Origin of the sequence: Streptomyces sp. KL116D, assembly GCF_030766975.1 — a bacterium.
In the GTDB taxonomy this organism is placed as follows: Bacteria; Actinomycetota; Actinomycetes; order Streptomycetales; family Streptomycetaceae; genus Streptomyces; species Streptomyces longispororuber_A.
Window position 1 is genome coordinate 45,981 of the sequence record NZ_JASERH010000042.1, and the last position, 14,801, is coordinate 60,781.

Here is a 14,801-nt window from a genome sequence, read left to right on the forward strand (position 1 = left end):
CGCGGCTACCTCCAGCTCTACGACAGCGGGGATGCTGCGCGACCCGGAGGAGCGGGCCCGCGCCTGGCAGCGGGTGCTCGCCGAGGCCGACCGCATGCAGCGGCTCGTCGACGAACTCCTCACCCTGGCCCGCCTCGACCAGCATCCCGAACTCCGGTTCAGGAACGTCGACGTGAGCCGGCTGGTGCGGGACGCCGCGGACGACCTGCGGGTGCAGCAGCCGGACCGGCCGGTGACCGTGACCGCCGACGGGGCGGTGCTGGTGCAGGGGCCGACGAGTCGGGGCTGCGCCAGGTCCTGGGCAATCTGCTCGGCAACGTCCGCGTGCACACCCCCGTGGAGGCGCCGGTCGCCCTGGCCGTCACCAGGGAGGCCGGGGTGGTCCGGCTGACCGTCGCCGACGGGGGCCCTGGCCTCGCCGCGGACGACGCGGCCCGCGTCTTCGACCGGTTCTTCCGGGCGGGCGGGGCGGCGGGCAGCGGACTCGGAATGGCGATCGTGCACGGGGTGGTGGCGGCCCACGGGGGCGAGGTGTCCGTCCGGACGGAGCCGGGCGCGGGGTTCACGGTGACCGTGTACCTGCCGGTGGGAAGGCCGGCGGCCACGGAGGGGCGCGACCTGCGGAACGGTCGGGGCCTACGGAGGGGGCGCGACCTGCGGAACGGTCAGGGCCTACGGAGGGGGCGCGACCTGCGGAACGGTCGGAGTCCTCGCAGAGGTAAGGGTCTGCGGAACGGTCGGAGTCCTCGCAGAGGTCGGGGTCTGCGGAGGGGGCTAGGGGCAGGGCCCGGCTCCTTGGAACCCGGTCAGGAACGCACCAGCGCCCACACGGTCTTGCCGTAACGGCCCCGGTGCCACACGCCCCACGCCTCGGCGAGGGCGTCGACGAGATGCAGGCCGCGGCCGCCCTCGTCCTCCGCGGTGCGCGGAGGTCTGACCTCGGGATCACCCGTCGACTCGTCGGACACCTCGATGAAGCACGAGCCTTCGCGAGTACCGTCACCGCGACTCGAACTCGCGCTCACGCACGGGCCCGTGCCGTACCGCGTTCGTCGCCAGTTCCGACACGAGCAGGATCGCGATGTCGAGCGCGTCGGCCGGTCCCGTATGACCCCAGACCGCCAGATGATCGCGCACGCGCAGCCGCGCAACTCCTACCGAGGCCGGGTGCCGCGGCAGTCTGAACGCACTGCGTCGCAACACACGTAGCCACCTCCTCCTCCGCCTGTTCGAGCCCCCCTACCCGGGTCCACGCACACGGTGAACGCAGGTTCGGACATAGGGAGCAGCGCCAGTCCGACACTCTCCGTGTCGCGGCGGTCACAGTTCTCCGACGCTATTCGGCCAGATCCGGCCGGGCCCGACGGGCCCCCGCAGGGCCCGCCCGTCCGGCACCCCGGTCAGATCCAGCTCAGGCTCCAGAGCCGGAACACGCCGGTTCCGTCGGACAGGTACTGGCCACCCGTGATGTCGTTCGTGCTCAGCACGTACTCCTGCAGCTGCACAGGGGGATGATCGGGACGTCGTCGGCGACGAGTTGCTGGAGCCGACGAAAGTCCTTAGAGTGTGCGACTGCGATCCTCGTACTGTTGACTCGCCTGGATGAGTTCGTCTACGGGCTTGCTGCTGTAACCGTTGTGCATCCCGGATCCGGTGCGCACCAGCTGCTGCCGTGAACGTGTCGGGTCGGGGAAATCGGGCAGCCAGCCGACCGCGTACGCGTCCAGTTTCGCCGTGTGGCGCTTCTGGAACTCGGCCCAGTCGTAGCGATACTTCGTCGCCACCTCGAACAGGCCCGACCTCCTCCAGCTGCCGCCGGATCTCCTGGGCCTCCGCCTTGGACGCGGCGCCGCGCGCCCAGTACGCGAATCCTCGAACCGGACCGGCGTCGCTCGCCCCGGCCCGCTGCAGCAACGCCCGGGCCCGCGCCGGATCCGCTTCGTACGCGTCGAAGAACGCGGTCGTGTGCCCGGTGATGCCGCGCGGGATCACGGAGAAGAGCGAGTCGACCGTCCCTTTGTACGCCGACTCGACCAGCTCGTCCCGGTCGATGAGGGCGGCCAGCGCCTGCCGCACCCGCCGGTCGTGCAGCGGTTTGCCCGCCCGCACGTTCAGGACGAGGTTGCGCGTCTCGGCACTGTCGGCCTCGGTGAGCCGCTGGTCCGGGTCGCTGGTGGACGGCAGGCCCGCGAGCAGCGCCGGCGGCAACTGGCGCGCCGCGACGTCGATCGATGCGTGCCGCTTCCACGCCGACTCCAGAGCGGCGGAGTCGCTTGAAGTCGCGCTGGACGGTCGCGTGGTCCGGCACCTTCGCGGGGCCCTGGTAGCGGGAGTTGGGCACGAGCGTGGCCCGGCCGCCCGGCTCGTACGACTTCAGGTGTACGGGCCGGTGCCGCCGACGTCGTTGCCGGAGCGCAGGGCGTCCTCGGGCGTAGACGTTCCGGTCGACGATGGCGCCCGCGCCCGTGGCGACGCTTGAGAAGGTGGCGTCCGGCGAGGAGAGGTGGAAGGTGACGACGCGGCCGCTCGCCTCCACCGAATCGAGCGTGTCGCGAGGAGGACGCGGGACCGACCGGCGAATTGATCTTCCTGACCCGGTCGAAGGAGTACCTCACGTCCACGCGCGGTCATCGCGCGACCGCTCGGGAAGCGCACCCCGGCCCGCATCTCGCAGCGGTAGACGCGCAGGCCCGACCCGACGAAACGGCGAGCTCTGCGCGGCGTCCGGCACGGGGACGTGCCGCCCGCGTCGAGAGGTCAGCAGTGACTGGAACACATTGCTGTACAGCGCCCACGAGCTCATCGCGTCGTACGCGCCTCGCCGGATCGAGCGGCGTGCACGGCGTCCGTCGTCCCGACGGCGACCGGCTTTGCGCTGCGCTCGCTCCTGCGGCAGCAGCTGCCGCCAGCCGCCCAGGCCACCCGCCGCGACGAGCACCATGCAGCGTCGCGATGAAGTCCTGCCAGCGAACCGTGCGCACGTCGAGTCCTCCCCCGCCACTCCCCAGTGACGAGGCTCACTGAATCACGGGAGTTTGAGGTGTAGAGGGACTCGGTGAGTATTCGAGGTGCGAGACGTTCCGAGGGATACGCGCAGGTGCAACCGGGTTTCCGGCCTCTTTCACCGGGGCCTGGCGGCGGAGCCCGGGCGGGGCGCCCGGGATCATGCCGGGACCGGTGGTCGTCCGCGTTTGGGACGATCCTGGGCGTGAGGTGGGCGTGGTGGGCGTGGCGGGCGTGGCGGGCGTGGCGGGCGTGGCGGGCGTGGTGGGCGTGGCGGTGGGCGTGGTGGGCGACTCGGGCGTCCGGGAGGGGCTCAGGCCTGTTTCGAAGCGAGCTCGACGACCGTGATGTCGGAGGGCGCGCCGCGGACCGGCGGCGCCCACGCACCTCCGCGCCCCGGCTCACGTACAACTGCGTGTCGCCGTAACGCTCCAGGCCCGCGAGTCGGATTGGCCGCGTCGGCGATGAAGCTGCCCGGCCAGAGCTGGCCGCCGTGCGTGTGCCCGGACAGCTGGAGGTCGACTCCGCGCTTCACGGCCTCGTGGATCATCACGGGCTGGTGCGCCAGGAGCACCGCGGCCCGCGACCGGTCACGGTCACCGAGCGTCCCTGGCGTAATCGGGACCGTCGCCGTAGTTCTCGTGACGTCACATTGACCCCGGCCAGGTCGAAGGCGCCCATCTCTTGACCCGCGCGTTCTCCAACAACGGCAGGCCGCAGGCCGATCTCGCGCACGTCGCTCCACCCACGGCTCCGCACCCGAGAGGTACATCGTGGCTGCCGGTGACGAAGAACGTGCCGTGCCTCGGGCTCTGAGCCGGGCGAGGGGCGCGACCGCGGGGCGAGGTTCTCCACGCTCCCGTCGACCAGAGTCACCGACGACCGCGATCAGATCGAGGCTGCGCGTGGCGTTGATCGTGCCGACGACGCGCTCGGCGAACCCCGGCCGAGCACCGGACCGATGTGGATGTACTGCTGACGCGCGATCCTGAACCCGTGGGCCGCACGCGGAAGTCGCCAGCGGAACGGTGACCCGCTGCACGCTCCGGCCCCGCAACACGTACGCGCCCGTTCCCTCACGACCCCCGCGGCGGCAACGGTCGCCGCGACACCACGGTGCGGGCCAGGAGAAGACGGCGGGTGTGTGTGGGGTGGCCGGGGCGGTGGGGGTCGCTGAGACGGTGGGGTGGCCGGATCCGTGAGGGTGGCCGGGGCGGAAGGGGTGACCGGATCCGTGAGGGTGGCCGGGGATGTGCGGGTGGCTGCGGCCGCGGTCGGCTGCTCCGCCGGGGCGGCGAGCGCCTTCCGGTCGAGCACGCGGCGCAGCAACGGCCGCACGACCTCCCCACCAGCAACGCAAGCGCAGATAGAGCGAGAACGCCATCCACAGGAACCCGGGCCACGCCGGCACCGCTGCAGCAGGAACGAGCAGCCTCGACCCGCTCCGCGATCACCGCGAGCGATCAGCACGGGCCGCCGCACGAGCACGCCGCACAGCCGGCGCGGCCACGGCCCCGCCGTGGTGTCCCGCACGTGACGCCGCTCAGGCGTAGTAGTGCGCCCGCGAACGCCGCAGAGCGCGACGAGAGCGACCAGTACGAGACAACGACCACGGCGCTGTGCGCCCTTCCGCTCGGTCAGCCAAGAACGAGCCGGACGAACAGTGGAGACGAGCTACGGGACGCGTTACGGCCCTCGGGTCGGGGACGAGCTATGACGTACGGCGCAGTGCGCGCACTCCGCGGAACCCGATGCCCCCGACAACCGTCCCCAAGACAAAGGAGACGACGGCAAGCGTCAGATGGACCCAGAAGTGGGCGGTCGGATCCCCGGCGTCGTCGAAGGCGAGGCCGCTGCCGTCCTTCCACAGGTTCTTGACGAAAGTGATCCAGATGATCCAGCTCCACACCCCGAAGGCGAGAAGGAACCGGGAGACGGGGCGGCTGAGCTTCATACCTTCAGTATCGCCAGCCGCCGTCGCGCTGCCGCCGCCGGGGTGGGGACAGCGAGACACAGAACACCTCGACGGAGACTTACGAGCCGGGTACATGTACGTTTCCGACCGTGCCTGACTCCCATGCGTCGTACATGTCAGTACATGAAGAGGTCCACGCGCGTCCCCGGCCCGCTCAGGTCGGCGCTGCTCACGACTTCCGCGGTGCTGCTCACCGCCTCCGCTCTGTCTCTGACCGCTGCCGTGCCCGCGTCCGCCGCGGACAAGCCGAGCAGCAGCCCGAGCAAGGGCGACGACGCGAAGAAGGGCGACCGCCGGCGAACATGTCGAGAGATCGGCGGCGACCAGCTCGCCAAGCCGGGCACAGGTCAACCTCCTGACCGGCGCCCCCGTCACTCAAGGACCTGACCGCCAAGTCCTGGATCGTCTCGGACGCCGAGTCGGGCGACATCCTCGCCGCACACAACGCTTGCACTGGAGCTGCGCAGAGCACCCTCAAGATGCTCTTCGCGGACACCGTCCGCCCAAGTTCCCTGAAGACGACCACGCACAAGGTCGTCCCCTCCGACCTGCTGCGCTCGGCATGGGCGGCGAGGGCTCCAGCCTGGTCGGCGTGAGCGGAGTGGCTTCACCCACACGGTCCACGACCTGTGGCTCGGCGTCTTCCTCCTCGCTCCGGCAACGACGCCGTGCACGTCCTGTCCGCCGCGAACCACGGCGTCCACGCAGACCGTCAAGGACATGCAGGCCCACGCCGAGGAACTCCGGGCCTTCGACACGAACGTCGTCAGCCCCGACGGCTACGACGCGGCCAGCACTCCTCCGCCTACGACCTCGCTCTCTTCGCCCGCTCCGGCCTGCAGAAGAAGGACTTCGCGAGTACGCCTCCACGGCCACCGCCAAGTTCCCGGAGTCGCAGAAGAAGGAAGACCACCGGCCGCTTCGAGATCCAGAACACCAACCGCCTCCTCACCGGCGCACCCGGCCTCGACCCCTACAAGGGCATCGCCGGCGTCAAGAACGGCAGCAACACCACCAACGCCGGCGCCACCTTCACCGGCGTCGCCGAGCGCAACAACCGCGTCCTGCTGGTCACCGTCATGAACCCCGACACCAAGGAGAGCCAGGTCGTCTACAAGGAAACGGCCCGCCTCCTCGACTGGGGCTTCCAGGCCGACGGCAAGGTGACTCCGGTCGGCACCCTCGTCCCGCCGAAGAGCGCCACCTCCGCCGACTCTGCTCCGGCCCCGCCGGCGCGGCCAGCCCCAGGGCGACGCGGGCCCGGACAAGCCGGCCGCCCACGCCGCCGTCGCCACCGAAAGCTCCAGCGGCATCGGCATCGCCCTGGCCATCACCGGCGGCGTCCTCGTCGTCCTGCCGGCGCGGTCTTCGTGGTCCGCAAGAAGTGGCCGGCCCAGCCGGAAGAGCTGAGCGGGGTCGAGTCGGGTCGGGCCGGGAGCGGCTTTCTGGGACGCCGGGGTTCTGGGACTTCGGGTTCCTGGGGGCAAGTGGCCGGATTTGGAACTCTGGGCTCGGCTCCGGCTCCGGCTCCGGCTCCGGCTCCGGCTCCGGCTCGACATGCTGAGCGGTTGGTGGCTCGACCTCAGCTCCCGGCCGGTGCGGGGCGGTTCGGACCGCCGACCGGGTCCGCCGGGCCTCCCTCCACCCCGTCGTCCCCGTCGGCGCGGCCTCCCCCTCCTCCGCCTCCAGCTCCGCGTCGCCCCCGGTCGATAGCAGTCCACGCCGAGCAGAACAGCACCAGCTTCGCCGTGAAGTTGATCCACAGCAGCAAGGCGACCGGTGTGCCGAACGCCCCGGCCATGCTCTTCGCCGCAACGCCCTTCATATAGCCACCGAGCAGCATCTTCAGCAGCTCGAACCCGGCCGCCCCGATCAACGCCGCCGTGACCAGATCCCGCCGCGGCGGCTGCACCGGCAGCAGCGTCAGCACGTACAACAGCAGCAGGAAGTCCGCGAGCACCGCGACGGCGAACGCCGCGACCTGCAACAACAACCCGCCCCAGCCCTCCCTGTCGATCCCCACCTGATCCGCGGTCCAGCCCACCGCCGTGGACGCGACCGTCCAGAAGCCACCAGCGAGGCGAGCCCCGCCCCACCGAGCCCCACCAGCACCCCGGCGTCCTTGAGCTTGCGCAGAACCGGGTTCTCCTCGCTGTCGGGCAACTCCCACACGGTCCGCAGGCGGTCCCGCATCGAACCGACCCACCCGACACCGTCCGTCGAACAGCAGCAACGCTCCGGCCACGACGATCGTCCCCGCGTTGTCGACCAGCGCCCCGATGTCCAACTGGTCGGCGATCCCCGGGACCTGATCGCCGATCTTGTCCTCGAGCTTCTGCTGTTGGTCGGCACCGAGCGTGCCGGCCGCGACCGCCGCGGCCACTGTGAGCAGCGGGAACAACGCCAGTAGCTGATGAACGTCGTCGCTGCCGCAAGCCGCGCCCACTTCACCTCGTCCAGGCGCTCGCCAAGCGCGCCAGGCGATGGGTCTCGCATCAGCCGGGCGACGAACGGCCCGACCACCGGGAGTTTCTTCAGCCAGTCCATGATCCAAGCCTGCCCTACTGGACCGGTTCGACCGGTCTCGCATCCTTCGGCCCGGCCCCGTCCGCCCTCCGTCGAACGACCGCCCGTCAAACGACCGTTCCCTCGACTGCTCAGCACGGCCCTGCCCACTCCGACTCCGTCTCGCCAACCCCTCTCTCCCTGCCTTCTCCCGAACCGCCTCCGAACCGCTCTCGCCCGAACCGCTTTCGCCCGAGCCGCTTTCGCCCGAACCGCCTTCTCTCACGACGGCCCTCTCATTCCGGTCCCACGCACCTCAGCCCGCGCCCTCGCCGGGCCGCCGCGCTCCGAAGACCAGGGTTCGAGTACCCCAGAACCGCAGCACCGTCGCCAGTGCCATCCCCACTCCGCCTCCCGAAATCGTGTCCGCCGGGGTGAGGTGAGTCCGAGCCCGTAGTGCGACACCGCAATGCACAGCAGCTGCACCAGCGCCCCCGCCACATTCACCGCGAAGAACACCCCGTATTGGCGGAGCCGGGAGACGCAGTCTTTCTGCGGTACGTCCCCGAGCGCGTTCCCCGCATACGCCACCGAGCAACCGGCCACGAACGACAGCGCTCTTGGCCGACAGCGGGTCCATCCCCACCGGCCCCCGCGGCCACACGAGGAGCAGCCCAGGTCCACGCCGCATAGGCACAGACGCCGCCGCGAACCCCAACAACTCAGGCCCCATCCCCCGCAACCGCGCCACCCACACCCGGCCCCAACGCTCTCTCCCACCACCTCACCATCCACCCCAGCCTCGGCCTCGGCTCCTGCGCGCCTGCCGTCAACCCTGCTCTCTCACCTCTGCCTCCGCCTCCGCCCGGTCCACTCGCCCGAGCCTCGGCGTTGCCCCTCAACTGCGCCTCCACCTGGGCATCCACCTGTGCCTCCACCTGTCCCGGCCGCCATCTCCACCTCGTCGACCTCTCGCCCACCTCGTCCACCTCCTCGGCGCTCTCTCGCCGACCTCACCGTTCTTCTGCCTCGGCTTCCCGCACAACAGCGCTCGCCGCTCTCACCAGTCGGCGACCGCGAGCCCGTACACCTGCCAGAAGCCACACCAGGCCGATCACCGCCAGAGCCCGGTCCCGCAGCGCCACGTCCTCCGGCTCGCCGTGCCCCGGTCGGCGAAGACCGCGGCTGTCTCAAAGCACCGCGAGTGGATGAAGGCCACCACCGACAACTGCCGCCACGGCAACAGGCTGCTCCGCGCCACACCCCCTCCTCCATCGCCCACACGCAGTACGCGAGCACGGCGACCCCGGCCGCAGAGCTGCCATCACGAAACGCAGATGGCCCTCGTCGATGTACTCGGTGAGCAGCGCCCGCGTGGCGCGCGCTTTCTGCCATCTGCACGGCGCGAGTGCCGCTTGGCGGACACCATGAGCGGCGCCCCGAATCCCGCGTGATCAGGAACCAGCGCGCGACAACGGAATCAGCGCAAGTCTCCGCCGATCATGGCTCTCATCAGGAATCCGGTGGTCACCACGACCATGTGTCGACGACGAGCACGTGCTTGAGGCTGATGCAGTACGCCAGTTGCACGCCGACATAGGCCGTCAACAGCGCGGCCGTCGCCGGATTGCACAGCACCGCCGCGGCAGCCGGCTGCCAGGAAGGCCAGGGCTCCCCGACCATGTAGGCGACCGCCACGGGCACCTGCCCGGCAGCCACCGGCCTGTTCCGCTTCACCGGGTGCGCCCGGTCGGCCTCGGCGTCCCGCGCGTCGTTGATCAGGTACACCGCCGAAGCGGCCGCCGTGAACAGCACGAAGACAAGAGCCAGTTGAACCAGCGCGTGCCGTGCGAACAGTTGCCCGCCGCCGCAGGCGCCGCCACCACGAGGACGTTCTTCACCCACTGGCGCGGCCGTGCCGTCCTGAACAGCCCTGCGGCCAGCCGACCGACGTCGTCCGTCTCACTGCCTGCGCCGGATCTCGGGGTCGCTCCAGAACTCGCCGTGGCCGTCCCACCGACCCGTGCCGCCCTCGACCAACCGCGCTCCGCTCCCGCCTGCCATCCCGTCCTCACCTTCCCACGTCCCGCGCTCCGTCCCGCCCACCGCTAAGCGCCCCGACCGCGCTCAACTTGTCGACCCTTCAGCGACTTCGGCGACACCTGCGGCTTCAGCGACTTCTGCGCCACTCCGACGCTGCTCAGCCCTCTCCATGCGCTCGGTCACCGCCCGGCACCCCCGGTCATCCACCGCGCGCCCAGCCGTGCGGTGAGCGCGCCTCAACGCCGCCCCTGCCGCGACATCGGAGGGGTAGTGCACCCGACGACCATCGCGCAGACACACATCGCGGCGGCCAACGGCGGCACCAGCCGCGCCCCCACCGGCCGCAGCGCTCCGTAGGCCACTGCCGCCGCGGCCGCCGAGGTCGCATGCGAACTCGGGAACGAGTGCTTCCCCGCAGTCCTCACCAACGGCTCGACACCGATCTCCGCCCCCGGTCTTGGTCTGCGCACCACACGCTTGACGCCCATGCTGGCCAGATGCGCCCCCGCGGTGAGGGCCGTGCCACGCAGCCAGGCACCACGCCGCTCGCGGTCGGCCGCGCGCGCCCCACAAGGCCGGCGACCAGCCACAGGGCGCCGTGCTCGCCGGCCCAGGACAGTGCACGTGCGGCTGTCGCCACGCGCCGGTCGGTGCCACAGTCGCGCAGTGCCGACAGCAATCGGCGGTCCATGTCGTCCATGTGGCTCACTCTGAATCCCAAAACACCTACATCTTGGGCAATTTAGGGTGACACCCCATCAATCACCCATTTCGGTGAGGGATCGCTAGGTTTAGGACGAACCTCCCTTCTTGTGGCGATACCGTCGCGCACATGGCTGCCGACCCTGTATCCACCCCCGCTTCCGTGCCCCGCGCCTGTCGCCGCGCCTCAGTCCGGTCCCACACCCCGTATCGGCGCCCAACTCCTCAACCACGCCCGCGACGCCACCGCCATCTCCCCTGCGGCGCTATTCCCGTCCCGGCAGCCGCGGCCACACCCTCGTCCGCCACCTCGCCGGCCGAGGCCCGCGCCACGGCAGCGCTCCCCGCGCCGCATCCTGGCTATGACTCGGTGCCGGTCACCGGCTGGGGCCGCACCGCGCCCACGTCCGCGCACCTCGTGCGTCCCCGCTCGTACGAGGAGACCGTCGCGGCCGTCCGAGTGTGCCGCGCCCGGCCGACGCGGCGGGATCGCACGCGGCCTGGGCCGGGCTCATGGCGACGCCGCTCAGAACGCTGGCGGCGCGGTCCTCGACATGACGGACCTCAACCGGATCCACGCCATCGACGCCGACGGCGGCACCGTGCTGATGCGATGCGGGTGTCTCACTGCACCGGCTGATGGAAGTCCTCCTCCCTCTCGGCTGGTTCGTCCCGGTGACCCCGGGAACTCGCTACGTCACAGTCGGCGGCGCGATCGGCGCCGACATCCACGGCAAGAACCACCACGTCTCGGGCTCCTTCGCCCGCCACGTCCTCGCCCTGGAACTCCTCACGGCGGACGGAGAAGTCCGTGTCGTGGAACGCGGCACCGAACTCTTCGACGCCACGGCCGGCGGTATGGGCCTGACCGGGGTCATCCTCACGGCGAGCATCCAGTTGCAGCGCGTCGAGACCTCACTGATGTCCGTCGACACCGAACGGGCCTCGGACCTCGACGACTTGATGGCCCGCCTCACCGCCACCGACCACCGCTACCGCTATTCGGTCGCCTGGATCGACCTGCTGGCCCGCGGAGCCGCGATGGGCCGCTCGGTACTGACCCGCGGCGATCACGCGCCCCTCGAAGCGCTGCCCATCCGAGCACGCCGATCCCCGCTCGCCTTCCGCCCGGGCCAACTGCCCGCCGCCCCTCGTTCCTGCCCGAAGGGCTGCTGGGCCGCACGACCGTCGGCCGTTCAACGAGCTGTGGTACCGAGGCGCCCAAGGCCCGGGTCGGCGAGATCCAGAAGCTGTCGACGTTCTTCCACCCTCTCGACGGAGTCCCGCACTGGAATCGCATCTACGGGCGCAGTGGATTCGTGCAGTACCAGTTCGTCGTCGGGTACGGACAGGAGACAGCTCTTCGCCGCATCGTGCAGCGCATCTCGGAGCGCGGCTGCCCCTCCTTCCTCGCCGTGCTCAAGCGCTTCGGCGACGGCGATCCGGGCTGGCTGTCCTTTCCACATGCTGCCGGCTGGACGCTCGCCCTCGACATCCCGCGAACCTGCCGGGGCTCAGCGTGTCCTCGACGAACTCGACGAGGAGGTGGCCGCTGCGGACGGGCGTATCTATCTCTGCCAGGACTCCGGCTCCGCCCGACCTGCTGTCCGCCATGTATCCGCGACTGGACGACTTCCGCTCGTGCGGGCGCGACTGGATCCGCACGGCGTGTTCTGCTCGGACCTGTCTCGCCGACTGAGTCTGTGAACGACGGCGCGCACCCGCGTGTCCCCTGCACCGCAGACGCGAGCGAGCGCCCTCGCACTGACTCCGTGCTCCCACGCCGACCGGACCGCTCAGCGTCCATCAACTCCCTTTCCCGCACGCTCACTTGGCTTTCCCGCGCCCAGGCCGGCCACTCGCGCGCTGCTGTCACTTCTGATACACCGCTCGCCGACCGGGTTCCCGATCCGGCCCTCGAATTTCCGCAGTCCGGCACGCGCGGCCGGCACCGGCGCCGACGCGTCGCCCATCGGCCCCGCCCCATTGGAGTCTGGTTCTCATGAAGGACGCCTTCGGCACCCCGCAGTCCCTGCTCATCCTCGGCGGCACATCCGAGATCGCGCTCGCGACGGCCCGCCGCCTCGTCGCCCGGCGCACCCGCACCGTCTCGGCTTGCGTGGACGCCCTCGCCGGCGCTCGACAGTGCGTGCGGCGCAGCTGCGCGAGCTGGCGCTGACGCGCGCACCGTCCGGTTCGACGCGCTGACCGGAGTCGCATCGAGGCAGACCCTGCGGCAAGGTCTTCGCCGAGGGCGAGCATCGACATGGTCCTGCGCCTTCGGCACTCCTCGGCGCACCAGTGCCCGCGACGAGGGCGAGCCGATGCCGGCCGCCGCGTCGCGCAGACCAACTCCACGGGCGCCGTCTCGGCGGGACTGGTCTCGCGCCCGGCGCTGCAGGCGCAGGGGCACGGTTCGCTGGTCGTGCTCTCGTCGGTGGCAGGGCGAACGCGCCCGCCGCGCCAACTTCATCTACGGATCGAGCAAGGCCGGTCTCGACGCCTTCGCCCAGGGCTCTGAGACGCACTGCACGGCACGGGCGTGCACGTCATGGTGGTGCGCCCGGCCTGTCGTGCGGTCGAAGATGACGGCGGGCCTGGCGGAGGCCCCGATGGCGACGACGCCGAGAGCGGTCGCGCAGGCCATCGAGACGGGCTGCGGCGCCGCCGGAGACGGCGTGGGTGCCGGGACGCTGCGGGTGGTGATGTCGGCACTGCGGCATGTACCGCGGCCGGTGTTCCGTCGGCTTCCGGTCTGCATCGTCCAGAAGCTGCGCGCCACGGCGTACGGGGCCGGTCGCGTGCCGTCGTGGCCGGTGCCGCTCGCCGGGCCTGATCAGCCGGCGGGCAGGCGGCGCCCTCGGGCCGAGCGGTCGGGACTGGGCGGGGAGCGCGGGCTTACCGAAGGTGAAGTCCCGCAGCCTCCGCCAGACCCCGTCCGCGCCCTGCTCGTACAGGGCGAAGCTCCGTGCACGGCCACGCTGCTTCGTAGTCGGCGAGCTCCTCGAAGGCACGGTCCATCGCCTCTTCCGCGATGCCGTGCGCCACCGTGACGTGGGGTGGTACGGGAACTGCAGCTCCGGGCGACCGGCCCGGAAGCGTCACGTACTCGCTTCTGGAGCCATGTGCAGGCTCCTCGGCACCCTCGACGACCTGCACGAACACGACGGGCGACAGCGGGCGGAAGGTTCCCGTACCGGACAGACGCATCGCGAAGAGGCGCCCGGACGCGGCGACCTCCGCCAGGTGTGCCTCGATCGCCGGCAGACTCCCGCCGTCCACCTCGGTCGGCGGGAGCAGCGTGATGTGCGTGGGAATGCCGCGCGCCGCGGCGTCGCCGAAGCCCGCACGCCGCTCCTGGAGCAGGCTGCCGTGAGGCTCGGGACCGCGATCGAAACGCCGATCGTTACGGTCCCCACGTCGTACTCCTGTCGTCGTGTAGTGGGCATGCGGGCGGGACGTGCGACTGGTGCGGGCTCAGTGCTTGGCGGGCAGGAAGCCGACCTTCTCGTACGCCTGGGACAGCGTCTCGGCGGCGACGGCCCGCGCCTTCTCCGCGCCCTTGGCCAGGATCGAGTCGAGCGTCTCCGTCGTCCAGGTACTCCTGCGTGCGGGTCCGAACGGCGTCACGAAGTCGACCATGACCTCGGCCAGGTCCGTCTTGAGCGCACCGTACATCTTGCCCTCGTACTTCTGCGTCCAGTTCCGGGATACCGGTGCCGGTGAGGGTGGAGTAGATGGTGAGCAGGTTGCTGACACCGGGCTTGTCTCGCCGCGTCGTAAAGCGGATCACGGTGTCGGTGTCGGTGACCGCGCTCTTGACCTTCTTGGCGGTGGTCTTGCGCTCGTCGAGCAGGTTGATGAGGCCCCTTCGGCGTCGACGCCGACTTGCTCATCTTGATCGACGGGTCCTGAAGGTCGTAGATCTTCGCCGTCTCTTCAGGATGTACGGCGCCGGGAGCGTGAAGGTGTCGCCGAAGCGGCCGTTGAAGCGCGTCGCCAGGTCGCGGGTCAGCTCGATGTGCTGGCGCTGGTCCTCGCCGACCGGGACCTGCGTCTGGCCTGGTACAGCAGGATGTCCGCGACCTGCAGGATCGGGCACGCGAACGAGGCCGACGGTGGGCGCGGTCGGCGCCCTGCTTGGCGGACTTGTCCTTGAACTGCGTCATGCGGCTCGCCTCGCCGAAGCCGCTGTGAGGCAGTCTTCGCGACCAGGCGAGCTGAGCGTGCTCGGGGACGTGGCTCTGCACGAAGAGGGTGCACCGGTCCGGGTCCAGCCCGCGGCCAGGGAGCTGGCGGCTGCGAGCCGGGTGTTCGCGCGCAGCTCGGCGGGGTCCTGCGGAACGGTGATCGCGTGCAGGTCCACAACCATGTAGAAGGCGTCATGGGATTCCTGCAGTGCCACCCACTGGCGGACCGCACCAAGAGTAGCTGCCGAGTGGAACGAGCCTGCGGTGGGCTGGATTCCGGGAGAGAGCACGCGAGGACGATCAGAGAGCCATGTCCTCATTCTCTCAGGTGTCTCTCGCTGCTTGGGGACGGGTGTAGGGCACTTGCGTGCACGACAAGTGCG

The 14,801-nt window shown here is 70.7% G+C and carries 5 protein-coding genes and 10 pseudogenes; 6 read left to right on the forward strand and 9 right to left on the reverse strand.

What is annotated here, in order from left to right; all coding sequences use genetic code 11:
• Positions 1–31 precede the first annotated feature (31 nt).
• Positions 32–85 (forward strand): annotated as a pseudogene (locus tag RBJ77_RS17400) (hypothetical protein); the annotation flags it as partial.
• A complete protein-coding gene (locus RBJ77_RS17405; RefSeq protein WP_372345908.1) occupies positions 64–843 on the forward strand; it encodes a sensor histidine kinase in 780 nt (259 codons plus the stop codon). The pseudogene RBJ77_RS17400 and the gene RBJ77_RS17405, both read left to right, overlap by 22 nt.
• Here the strand turns inward: RBJ77_RS17405 and RBJ77_RS17410 are convergent.
• Positions 807–1,203: pseudogene (locus RBJ77_RS17410) on the reverse strand (ATP-binding protein). The gene RBJ77_RS17405 and the pseudogene RBJ77_RS17410 sit on opposite strands and share 37 nt — an antisense overlap.
• Positions 1,204–1,400: 197 nt before the next feature.
• Positions 1,401–2,941, reverse strand: a pseudogene (locus RBJ77_RS17415) (ABC transporter substrate-binding protein).
• Between the two features lie 236 nt (positions 2,942–3,177).
• Here RBJ77_RS17415 and RBJ77_RS17420 point away from each other — a divergent pair.
• Positions 3,178–3,351: a hypothetical protein gene (locus tag RBJ77_RS17420; RefSeq protein WP_372345873.1), complete on the forward strand. Its 174-nt coding sequence runs from the start codon at positions 3,178–3,180 to the stop codon at positions 3,349–3,351.
• A 1,363-nt stretch (positions 3,352–4,714) separates the two neighbouring features.
• Here RBJ77_RS17420 and RBJ77_RS17425 read toward each other — a convergent pair.
• Positions 4,715–4,957 carry an SCO4848 family membrane protein gene (locus RBJ77_RS17425; protein WP_372345874.1) on the reverse strand — a complete coding sequence of 81 codons (243 nt, stop codon included), beginning with the start codon at positions 4,955–4,957 and terminating at the stop codon, positions 4,715–4,717.
• A gap of 144 nt (positions 4,958–5,101) precedes the next feature.
• Between RBJ77_RS17425 and RBJ77_RS17430 the strand changes: the two genes are divergently transcribed.
• Positions 5,102–5,365 carry a hypothetical protein gene (locus RBJ77_RS17430; protein WP_372345875.1) on the forward strand — a complete coding sequence of 88 codons (264 nt, stop codon included), beginning with the start codon at positions 5,102–5,104 and terminating at the stop codon, positions 5,363–5,365.
• A gap of 1,195 nt (positions 5,366–6,560) precedes the next feature.
• Here RBJ77_RS17430 and RBJ77_RS17435 read toward each other — a convergent pair.
• From RBJ77_RS17435 to RBJ77_RS17450, 4 pseudogenes are all read right to left on the reverse strand, one after another.
• Positions 6,561–7,525 (reverse strand): annotated as a pseudogene (locus tag RBJ77_RS17435) (YihY/virulence factor BrkB family protein).
• A gap of 274 nt (positions 7,526–7,799) precedes the next feature.
• A pseudogene (locus RBJ77_RS17440) lies at positions 7,800–8,216 on the reverse strand (GtrA family protein).
• 327 nt (positions 8,217–8,543) lie between these two features.
• Positions 8,544–9,426, reverse strand: a pseudogene (locus RBJ77_RS17445) (decaprenyl-phosphate phosphoribosyltransferase).
• A 279-nt stretch (positions 9,427–9,705) separates the two neighbouring features.
• Positions 9,706–10,226 (reverse strand): annotated as a pseudogene (locus RBJ77_RS17450) (phosphatase PAP2 family protein).
• A 372-nt stretch (positions 10,227–10,598) separates the two neighbouring features.
• On the opposite strand from RBJ77_RS17450, the pseudogene RBJ77_RS17455 reads away from it, so the two are divergent.
• Positions 10,599–11,935, forward strand: a pseudogene (locus RBJ77_RS17455) (FAD-binding protein).
• Positions 11,936–12,230: 295 nt separating this feature from the next.
• Positions 12,231–12,984: pseudogene (locus tag RBJ77_RS17460) on the forward strand (SDR family NAD(P)-dependent oxidoreductase); the annotation flags it as partial.
• Between the two features lie 142 nt (positions 12,985–13,126).
• Here the strand turns inward: RBJ77_RS17460 and RBJ77_RS17465 are convergent.
• Both RBJ77_RS17465 and trpS read right to left on the reverse strand, forming a co-directional pair.
• Entirely contained in the window at positions 13,127–13,594 is a 468-nt protein-coding gene (locus tag RBJ77_RS17465; protein WP_372345909.1) for a 2'-5' RNA ligase family protein, read from the reverse strand.
• 111 nt (positions 13,595–13,705) lie between these two features.
• Positions 13,706–14,738 (reverse strand): annotated as a pseudogene (trpS, locus tag RBJ77_RS17470) (tryptophan--tRNA ligase).
• Positions 14,739–14,801: the final 63 nt, after the last annotated feature.

What these genes read in the sequence shown, in the direction of transcription:
- RBJ77_RS17425 (WP_372345874.1), bottom strand. Translation starts at nt 4,957, where the DNA reads ATGAAGCTCAGCCGCCCCGTCTCCCGGTTCCTTCTCGCCTTCGGGGTG.
- RBJ77_RS17430 (WP_372345875.1), top strand. Translation starts at nt 5,102, where the DNA reads ATGAAGAGGTCCACGCGCGTCCCCGGCCCGCTCAGGTCGGCGCTGCTC.